Source organism: Sphingomonas sp. Leaf30 (genome assembly GCF_001422525.1).
Lineage (GTDB): Bacteria > Pseudomonadota > Alphaproteobacteria > Sphingomonadales > Sphingomonadaceae > Sphingomonas > Sphingomonas aerolata.
Map to the genome: position 1 here is coordinate 1 of NZ_LMKZ01000008.1, position 8,570 is coordinate 8,570.

10 protein-coding genes are annotated in these 8,570 nt (G+C 62.1%); 6 read left to right on the forward strand and 4 right to left on the reverse strand.

Going from position 1 to position 8,570, the window contains the following annotated elements; genetic code table 11:
• Nucleotides 1–18 precede the first annotated feature (18 nt).
• Together ASE89_RS10635 and ASE89_RS20360 are read right to left on the reverse strand one after the other, a co-directional pair.
• Entirely contained in the window at nucleotides 19–294 is a 276-nt protein-coding gene (locus tag ASE89_RS10635) for a hypothetical protein (protein WP_056677340.1), read from the reverse strand.
• A gap of 98 nt (nucleotides 295–392) precedes the next feature.
• A complete protein-coding gene (locus tag ASE89_RS20360; RefSeq protein WP_156363423.1) occupies nucleotides 393–950 on the reverse strand; it encodes a zinc ribbon domain-containing protein in 558 nt (185 codons plus the stop codon).
• On the opposite strand from ASE89_RS20360, the gene ASE89_RS10640 reads away from it, so the two are divergent.
• The 5 genes from ASE89_RS10640 (at nucleotide 911) to ASE89_RS10660 (ending at nucleotide 5,273) form a co-directional block, all read left to right on the forward strand.
• A complete protein-coding gene (locus ASE89_RS10640; protein ID WP_168427635.1) occupies nucleotides 911–1,933 on the forward strand; it encodes a hypothetical protein in 1,023 nt (340 codons plus the stop codon). The two genes, ASE89_RS20360 and ASE89_RS10640, sit on opposite strands and share 40 nt — an antisense overlap.
• 688 nt (nucleotides 1,934–2,621) lie before the next feature.
• Nucleotides 2,622–2,975 carry a hypothetical protein gene (locus tag ASE89_RS10645; protein WP_056677343.1) on the forward strand — a complete coding sequence of 118 codons (354 nt, stop codon included), beginning with the start codon at nucleotides 2,622–2,624 and terminating at the stop codon, nucleotides 2,973–2,975.
• A gap of 34 nt (nucleotides 2,976–3,009) precedes the next feature.
• Complete coding sequence (locus ASE89_RS10650) at nucleotides 3,010–3,978, forward strand: hypothetical protein (protein ID WP_056677348.1); 969 nt, start codon at nucleotides 3,010–3,012, stop codon at nucleotides 3,976–3,978.
• Nucleotides 3,975–4,430, forward strand: coding sequence for a hypothetical protein (locus ASE89_RS10655; protein WP_056677351.1), 456 nt, complete (start codon nucleotides 3,975–3,977; stop codon nucleotides 4,428–4,430). Before ASE89_RS10650 ends, ASE89_RS10655 begins: the two co-directional genes overlap by 4 nt.
• Nucleotides 4,431–4,439: 9 nt before the next feature.
• On the forward strand, nucleotides 4,440–5,273 hold the full coding sequence (locus ASE89_RS10660) for an NYN domain-containing protein (RefSeq protein WP_056677354.1): 834 nt from the start codon (nucleotides 4,440–4,442) through the stop codon (nucleotides 5,271–5,273).
• 285 nt (nucleotides 5,274–5,558) lie between these two features.
• On the opposite strand, the gene ASE89_RS10665 is transcribed toward ASE89_RS10660, so the two are convergent.
• Both ASE89_RS10665 and ASE89_RS10670 read right to left on the reverse strand, forming a co-directional pair.
• Nucleotides 5,559–6,401: a Brp/Blh family beta-carotene 15,15'-dioxygenase gene (locus ASE89_RS10665; RefSeq protein ID WP_056677356.1), complete on the reverse strand. Its 843-nt coding sequence runs from the start codon at nucleotides 6,399–6,401 to the stop codon at nucleotides 5,559–5,561.
• Nucleotides 6,398–7,111 (reverse strand): bacteriorhodopsin, encoded by a 714-nt coding sequence (locus ASE89_RS10670; RefSeq protein WP_056677359.1) that lies wholly within the window; start codon nucleotides 7,109–7,111, stop codon nucleotides 6,398–6,400. The genes ASE89_RS10665 and ASE89_RS10670 overlap by 4 nt, the downstream gene beginning before the upstream one ends.
• Nucleotides 7,112–7,482: 371 nt before the next feature.
• Between ASE89_RS10670 and ASE89_RS10675 the strand changes: the two genes are divergently transcribed.
• On the forward strand, nucleotides 7,483–8,570 hold a 1,088-nt coding region (locus tag ASE89_RS10675; protein WP_082451406.1), incomplete at its 3' end, for a hypothetical protein.

The window sequence follows — 8,570 nt, forward strand, 5'->3', positions numbered from 1 at the left end:
CCCGGTAGCTCGTCAGGCTCATAACCTGAAGGTCACAGGTTCAAATCCTGTCCCCGCAACCAACCTGATTTGCAACGCCTCCTCGGAAACCCCCGCGGAGGCTTTTTGCTTTTCTGGACAGACGCATAGCTCGAGCATCGATGCCAGCTCTCCGCGAAGATGAATCGCAAGTACGTCGTTTTCCGGTTTTAACACCACAGTGTCGATCATCGAACGGATGCGCTCGAACGTCTGTGAACGGAGCGCATCATCCTCAAACGCATCGGTCAGCCGTCCGACCTTCTGGCGGTACATGTTGCCAAGATCCGCATGTAGTAAGTTGGTAGGCGTCGGTAGCTTAAATGCGCGTTCAGCTTCAGCAAGCAACGTGCCTCGTCGCTCGGCTCACTCCCTCATTTTCGCAATGAACATCGAGGCGTCCCACAAAAGGCCGGGCCTTTCTTTGATGCCCCCTGACAGCCGAACCGCGTGCGACCAGATTTAGCATAGCTCGAACCGCATCCGCCGCAGGTCATCTTGCCGGATGTCAAATATTTCGGGCGTTGCTGTGCGAAGAAGGCCAGGCTAGGGACGGCGTCCAGGGCCTTCATCGGGCCACGCCGCAGCGACTGTTGGTGGTCCTTGACGCTCTGCCATAACGTGTCGCTGACGATGCGCAGATCTGGTGCTGCGACCGTGGTAGCCTGCTGCTCTTCTGCATTCAGGAATGCATGTCGTTTACCGGTATCGGGATTCTTGCGGTACGTCTGGCGGGCGTTAGCGCGTTTACTGACATAAAGTTGGTTGTTGAGAATGCCAGTACCACGCTCGGCGTTGCCGGTCAGCGTGTTGGGCGTCCATGCAGGTGGATTGCTCGAAGTTGCCCGATTACGTCGACCGCTGCGCAGCGGCGGTATCGGAAGAAAAGGTGGTGCCGTTGCTGACGAGCGCCCCGTTCGATCGCGCAACATGGGCGGTTGTGGACTCGTTTGATAGCGATGTTCGTACTGCGTATTGGCGCGAGCTCCCTCCCAACTGGAATCGCGACGAGGACGACCTCTTGGTCGGCGTGACGCATTTGTTGAAAGCCATTCGCCCCCGCGCCGCATTCCGACTCGCCCACTTTTCAATGAAAAAACTGCCGCCTCTGGTGCTATTTGATCTTCTCGCTGCCATCGCCCGCGGATCGGACGAAACGGCAAATACCTATCAGCTCGACCGGCACGGCCTACGCGAGGCATTCCGTCGTCTGAACGAAAGCGCTGACGTGAAAACCGATGCGATGGCGGGCCTTGAATTCGCGTTCATCGACATTTTCGACGACGGGGAAGCCCGGCCGGAAAATCTCGAAAAGGAAATTGCGCGCAATCCCGAACTGTTCGTCCAGGCGGTAGGCTTCGCGTTCAAGCGCAGCGACGATAACGAAGACTCGTCCGAGCTGCGATTGGATGATAGCAATCAAAAATCTAACCGGGCACGCTCCGCCTACAAGCTGGTCGATGTCATTGCGCTCATTCCCGGACGCAAAGATGATGGCACGATCGACAGCGCTGATTCGGTGCGCTGGATCGAGCAGGCTCGGGCCGGTTATGCGACAATTGCGCGTGAAGACGTAGGCGATCAGATGCTCGGCAAGCTTTTGTCGCATGCGCCGGCAGACGACGACGGCGTTTGGCCGTGCTTGCCCGTCCGCGACACTCTCGAGAAAGTGATGACGGAGCATATCGGTCGTGGACTTCACACGGCGCTCTTCAATTCCCGAGGCGTGACGTGGCGCGGGAGCGGGGGCGATCAAGAACGTGAACGCGCCACCGGGTACGCGCGCGGGGCAGAGGCGATGCAATACACGCACCCGCGTGTGGCGGCGGTGCATCGCGATATGGAGCGCACGTATCTTTGCCATGTGGAACGTGAAGACACCGACGCCAAGGCTAACCGCCGACTGATCCGCTGATCTCTGTAAAGGCGGCTTGGGTAGATGAGATGCTCCCCGATGGGATCGCAGGGCCACCCGCTCGGTTGGTGGAGAATCGGCTCGATCCCAATGAGCGCCACATGGCCTGGGCGATGTAAGGGCGTCCAGCATGGACCGATGCCAAGATCGTGCAGTACGACCGCGCAGTCTTGCGTGCGGCGGTGCTAACCGTCGCCGAGTGGGTGAGCGCAAACTGGCGTTCGGAGCGCTGTGCTGTGACTAAAGTGATCTTGGGTTGCCTCAAAGCGGACTTCTGCGGATCAGAACTACAAGGGGCCCCCGAAGCGGGGGATGTCGATCGTCTACTGACAGATCGGGAATGACGACTTTCCATCTCAATCACGACATCCATGACGGACGATCATGCGCCAGGGGCAATGAGCGCTGGGATGAACGAATGTCCGAAGTTGGGAAGCGAGGGAAGGGGCGTGAACGTCGGGTTCTGGGTCTTGGTTCGGGCGGCGGCGCAAGCGTCCTGCTTTTAAACGGCGCTCTACCCGCACGATCCTCGACCACGCTTGCTTCGCGGCAACAGCCAACTTAGCATCCTCGCAGGGAAACGCCGGGCAGAGCGCAAGCCAGAGGTCGGGCTTCGCCGCCGGACAGGATTGGGGGGTAGACGTTGTTTCTTGCAGGACTGTCGCGCCGCGGACGTGAGGGTTTCGCCGTGTTGGCGCATGAGCTCGTCCACGCTGACGGACGACTGTCGTCGGAGGAACAGACGATCCTCGACCGTCTACGGTCGGAAGCCGGCGATCTCGACCAGTCGGGCGGAGGCATGGGGTTCGACGATGCCGTCGCCAGCATAGTGGACCCCCTGCAGCGGCGTGCCGCGTTCATAGAGTGCATCGGGATCTGCTGGTCGGATGGCATGATCGCTGACGAGGAGGCCGTGCTGCTCGACCAGATCGCCGATGCATGGTCGATCGACGCGGCGGACCGCTCGGCGATGATCGATTGGGTTAAACGGCAGGCGGACCTTGTGGCCGACGCCCAGACCCTCATCGGGGCGGTCGGCTGAGGTGCTGCCGCTGGTGCTAATTGGAGCCGCTGCTATGCTCGGCGGAGCCAAGAAGATGGTGGACGGCCGTTCGGCGGCCAACCGTGCGGCGACCATCTCCGAGGATGCCACCGTTCGCCTGAGGGCCGCGCAGGAGCGGCTCGACAAGGCGGTCAAGCAGGGCGAGCGCGCGTTCGCCAGACTCGACAAGGTACGTGCGGATGCGCGGGCGATGCTGGTCGACGACGTCGCTCACACGCTGCGTCGCGTCGCCGGCGTCGACGATCGCGGCTTCACCGACCTGAAGGAGGCGCTCGCCCGCCCCGAACGTCTCGCGGTCGCGATCGGGGTCGAGGAGGGCGCGGTGGTCTCGACCGCGAAGGGTGCCCTGAAGGGCTTCGGTGCCGGCGCGGCGTTGAGCGGTGCCGCGCAGGGCGCCGTGGCCACTTTCGGATTGGCGTCGACGGGCGCCCCGATCGCCGGCCTGAGCGGCGTGGCCGCCAGCAATGCGACCCTCGCCTGGTTGGGCGGTGGTTCCCTGGCATCGGGGGGAATGGGCGTCGCCGGCGGCACGGCGGTGCTTGGCGGGATCGTCGCGGCGCCCGCAGTGCTCCTAGCGGGGCTTGCCTATGCGAACCAGGCGGAGAAGCAGCTGACGAAGGCGACCAGTTACGCCGAGGACGTGTCCGTCGCGGTCGAGCGGAACACTAGCGCGGAGCGACGAATCGCGGCGATCAGGCGTCGTGTCGGGGAGGTGCGCAAGGCGATCGAGGACGTGCAGGTCCGCACCCGAAGCGCTGTGGAAACCCTCGGCGCCATGTTGGACGTGCTGCCGCCGGAACGGCGGGCGTTCGGGTCGTTGCCCACTGCCGTGCAGGACCGTACCCTTCTACTGGGCGTCCTCGCCGGGCTGCTGAGCGAACTGGTGGAGGTCGCCATAGTGGACGAGACGGCGCAGCTGATGGACGACGCCGCGGACGTGTTGAAGCGAGTGGAAACCTTGAACATGAAGGAGGCGGCATGACGAAGGGTAAGGTGACGGTGCTCAAGCCAGTGACGTCCGCGACCAGGGCTGCCGCAGGCGGGGCGAAGGCCGCCTTCTCCCCCGCGGACGCGCTGCAGGCGCTCGCCACGATCACGGGCGCAGTGCAGGAGCACGGACGCATCAGGCAGGAAAACCAGACGGCGCGGGAGGCCATCCGGGAGAAGGCGTCCGTGATGCGCAAGCGCATCGCTGCGAACAGGAAGACCTTGGACAGGTACGTCGAACGGACCTTCGACAACCGGGATCTCGCGTTGGCCGGGTTTCTGGACAGCTTGGACAAGGCCATCGAGTCGGGCAACGTGGATCTGGCATCCGCGATGGCGGATCGGATCGCGGACGTGGTCAAGTCCGGTCCTCTCCTGCAGGTCGCCGAACTGCATCACGAGCAGGAACGTCAGGAGCCGATGTTCCGAATCGGCCGGTCCGACTAGGCTCGCTGCATGGAGCCCGATGGCCGGTCCAGGCATGCGCCCGATCGCAGGATCGCCCTGCTGATCGACGCCGACAACGTGTCGCACGCCATGATCGCCGCCATCCTGGCGGAACTATCGAAGTACGGCACGGCCAATGTGCGGCGCGCCTATGGCGACTGGGCCAGCTCCGGGCTCAAGGGCTGGAAGGACAAGCTCCACGACTTCGCCATCCGCCCGATCCAGCAGTTCAGCTATTCGGCGGGCAAGAACGCGACCGACATCGCGCTCGTCATCGACGCGATGGAGCTCCTCTACACACAGAAGCCGGACGCCTTCTGCCTTGTGTCGAGCGACGCCGACTTCACGCCCCTAGTCATGCAGCTGAAGGCCAACGGCAACGAGGTGTACGGGTTCGGCGAGCGGAAGACGCCGTCCCCCTTCGTGAACGCCTGCACCACGTTCCTGTACCTCGATACGCTCGACGCGGCGGACCGGCCGGCGACGGTGGTGGATGGAACCGTCGCCGTCGCGCCCGCGCCCGCAGCATCCGGCCCGACGACTGTTGACGGCGCGGAGCCGGCCCAGGCGGATCGACGTCACCTGTCGCAGGACACCAAGCTGGTCACGATCCTGCGAGGGGCGGTCGAGGCGTCGGCGCACGAGGACGGATGGGCCTCGATGTCGGCGGCCGGCAGCGCGGCGAAGAGGCAGGCGTCGATCGATCCGCGCAACTACGGCGTGAAGAACTTCCCGGCTCTCTTCGCCGCGACCGGCCTGTTCGAGATCGTGAGGATGGATAACGGACAGGGCTTCGTAGCCGATCGGCGCAACAAGGAAAGGGCTGCAAAGCCGGTCAGGTGAGCGGCAAGCTGGGAACGCGAACGCAGTGCTCCGCAGGTGAACGAGCAGCTTCTCTCTTCCTCCTGCCGATCTAGCCAAACTGTATGCGGGGAGGATCGTGCGAGACGAGGACGGTAACCGCCACCTCGCCGAGTTCGGGTGGCCGATGCGGTCCGCTGAAAGCGGCAGTCAGTCCGACGTGAACGAATGGCAGAAGTCGGGAAACCGAACGGGTGCCCTGAAAGGCCATTTGTGGGTCGTAACGCCAACAGGCTATTCGTTAAAGAAAGCCACCCGGCGGTCAGTCTAAGCGTCGGAGCGCACTGCTCGTTGAAACGGGCGCCACTGCAAATGCCCGAATAATGGCGTCACGAATAGATGCGGTACAGCGAGAGCCGCAATGCCCGCGAATAGGGGGCGGACGCCGGAAGGGTCAAAGTGTAACAAAAGAACGCCTGTTATGGTAGCGAGCAGTATAGCGGCGACGAGTATCGGAGCAGTTGCTCGGAGGTAGCTGCCCATCGTTGCACAACCGATCTGCGTACGACGTTCGAACGTTTGGGGTGCGGCATGCAGAACGAGAAAGCCCACCGAAAACCCCACGAGTGGCGGCAGAACGACAAGGGCCACCGTCCCGATCAGGAGGCGCAGGTCGTTGCGCTGACATGCCCGTACGACCAAATACGCTGCGGCTATCGCGCCGATCACCGCCATTGCTGACACTATTGCGGGCAGCACAGTTGTCGAGGTGCCGCCGAGACGAAGAATATCGGTCAGGTTCGTGGCATGGAAAGTGGCGGGGGTGGCGACAAGGCTCGTTCCTCTCGCCACCCTCTCCAACGGCCGATCCGCTGGTGCATCTTCCACGCCGAAATGAACTGCCGACGCGATGAGAAAAGCTGGGAGTGCGACCGCTGGATTAACGACCCACCAACAGAGGCAAACTGCACCAACAAAGACGTATAACGCGACGAACAAAGGGCGTTGCCGCGGCTCGACGATTGCCAAGTCGCTGGCGCCATGTGCCATGCCGATGAGGCCTATCGCCATAACAGCAAAAGCTAATTGTACGGTCAACGCGCTGAAGGAGGCGGCGGCTGCTGCCCCCAGAAGCAGGCTCCAGCCCCAGGCTGGAGCGGGGGCGATCATGACTGATGACCGCGTTCGGTGCTATGCTGCGCCAGCGCCTTGTCCAGGTTGCTTGCCGCATAGAAGGCGTAAACGACCTTGGCGACGACATCCATGATCAGAATTGCCCAGACTGATGTCGGATCCGTGATGATCTTAATTCCTTCAGGACCGATCAGGAAGACGATTGGATAGAGGAACCAGATAACCGTCAGGAAGGCGACGTTCTTGTTGTATGCCGTGCCCAAGGCCATGCCCCGGCTTTGCGCCAGCGTGCGTAGCGGCCCCCACAAGAGGTACAGCACGCCGAGAAAGGCGACGCATGACCACGCATACCAGACCCATTTTGCGAACAATGGGCCGGTTAGCGACGACACCAGTCCCGTAGCTATCATTAGCACGTCAAGGACGATGATGGCGGTGAGGTGGCCGCCCACCTCGCCAGTTCTGCCATGCTCATGGAAGGCCAGAAGAACAAGGCTCGATAGGAGGATCGGCGTTGTCACCGACCAATCGAGGTATCTTGCGAGATAGGTGACCGAGCCGTCGAGCTTGAACAGCGTACCAATGCCGAAGGCCATTGCCAGATATGCCGTAGCTGCAATGAACGGCACGCTGGCATGCAGCAGCGTATGGTGGCCGGACGGGTGACTTTTCTTCCCCGTCGCATAGATCGCCAGCGACCCCAGCGACATGATTGTGAACCCAAGTAGGAAGGCAGTCTGATCCATGCGGGATCCCCAGCACAAGGGGGCGACCCGATGCCGACCCAAATCGCATAACATGGATTGTATCGTTTTGTGTCCACGCCGGAGCAAAGTTCATCGGCTTGTCACGAAGCGCGGTCGATAGGAGGCGAACGGACTTTTCGTCAGTGAATTAAGCCGGCGGACTACCCTGCGCGACGCTGCGTAGGTAATCACTGGTACCGGATGCCTTCATGAGCATCGTATCGACTAGCCGTTGTCCTCTGGAGCCCCGGCGAACTGGATTGCGCGGCTTTGGTATCACGATACTAGAGCTTGGCTGGTTGTGGAACGCGCGGTCGCCTGGATCGCTAAGATGGACCGCCTATCGCTCACCCACAAACTGAAAGTTCCGCATGTTCAACGGACTCGGCCTGCCGGTTTTGCTCGCCATCTTTGCCGCCTGCGCAGGTGTAATCTGGGTAGCGGGCGTGAAGCTAGCTGATACGACGGACATTCTGTCCTCGCGACTTCACCTGGGCAAGGCACTCGGCGGTATCATCGTACTCGCAATGGCCACCAACCTGCCCGAGGTTGCGATCACCGTCAGTGCGGCGCTGGCAGGCAATCTGGGGGTGGCGGTCGGTAATATACTAGGCGGCATCGCCATCCAGACGGTTGTGCTCGTGGCGATGGACATCGCCATGAAGGAGCAGGTTCCTCTGACCTACCGCGCCGCCAGCCTCACGCTGGTCGTGGAGGCGGTGCTGGTCGTGGTGGTTTTGATCGTGTCGATCATGGCGACGCAGTTGCCGGGCACGCTCATTGCGGCCCGCCTGACTCCGGGGGCGGTGTTGATCGGCGTCTTGTGGATCATTGGTGTGTGGCTTTCCAGCAAAGCCAGCAAGGGGCTGCCTTGGCAAGATACGAGCGGCACGGATCCCGACGCGCAAAAAGAACCCAAGGGCCACTCGCAGGCGAAGAAGGATGACGCCTCTGGACAGCGCGGCGAGAGTACGATTCACGTCGCATTGGTCTTCGCCGCTGCGGCGCTTGCGACATTGGCAGCCGGTGTACTCTTAGAGCGAAGCGGCGATGCCATAGCGGAACACATCGGCCTCAGCGGGGTCATCTTCGGGGCAACGGTGCTTGCGGCCGCCACGTCGCTGCCCGAGCTTTCGACCGGTATCACCTCGGTACGCATGAAGGACTATCAGCTGGCCGTCAGCGACATCTTTGGTGGAAACGCCTTTCTGCCAGTGCTCTTCCTCCTAGCCGTCGTCGTCTCAGGCAAGGCAGTGCTGCCTGATGCTCAGGCAAGCGACATCTATCTTGCGGGCCTTGGAGTGTTGCTGACCTGCGTTTACGCCGCAGGCCTGATTTTTCGGCTCCCATGTCATTCCCGAACTACTCCACCGCGGTCACAATGTGCTCGGACTCACTCGCTCCGACGCGGGCGCGCAGCAGCTCGAAGCGGCTGGCGCCGATGTTCATCGGGGCGACC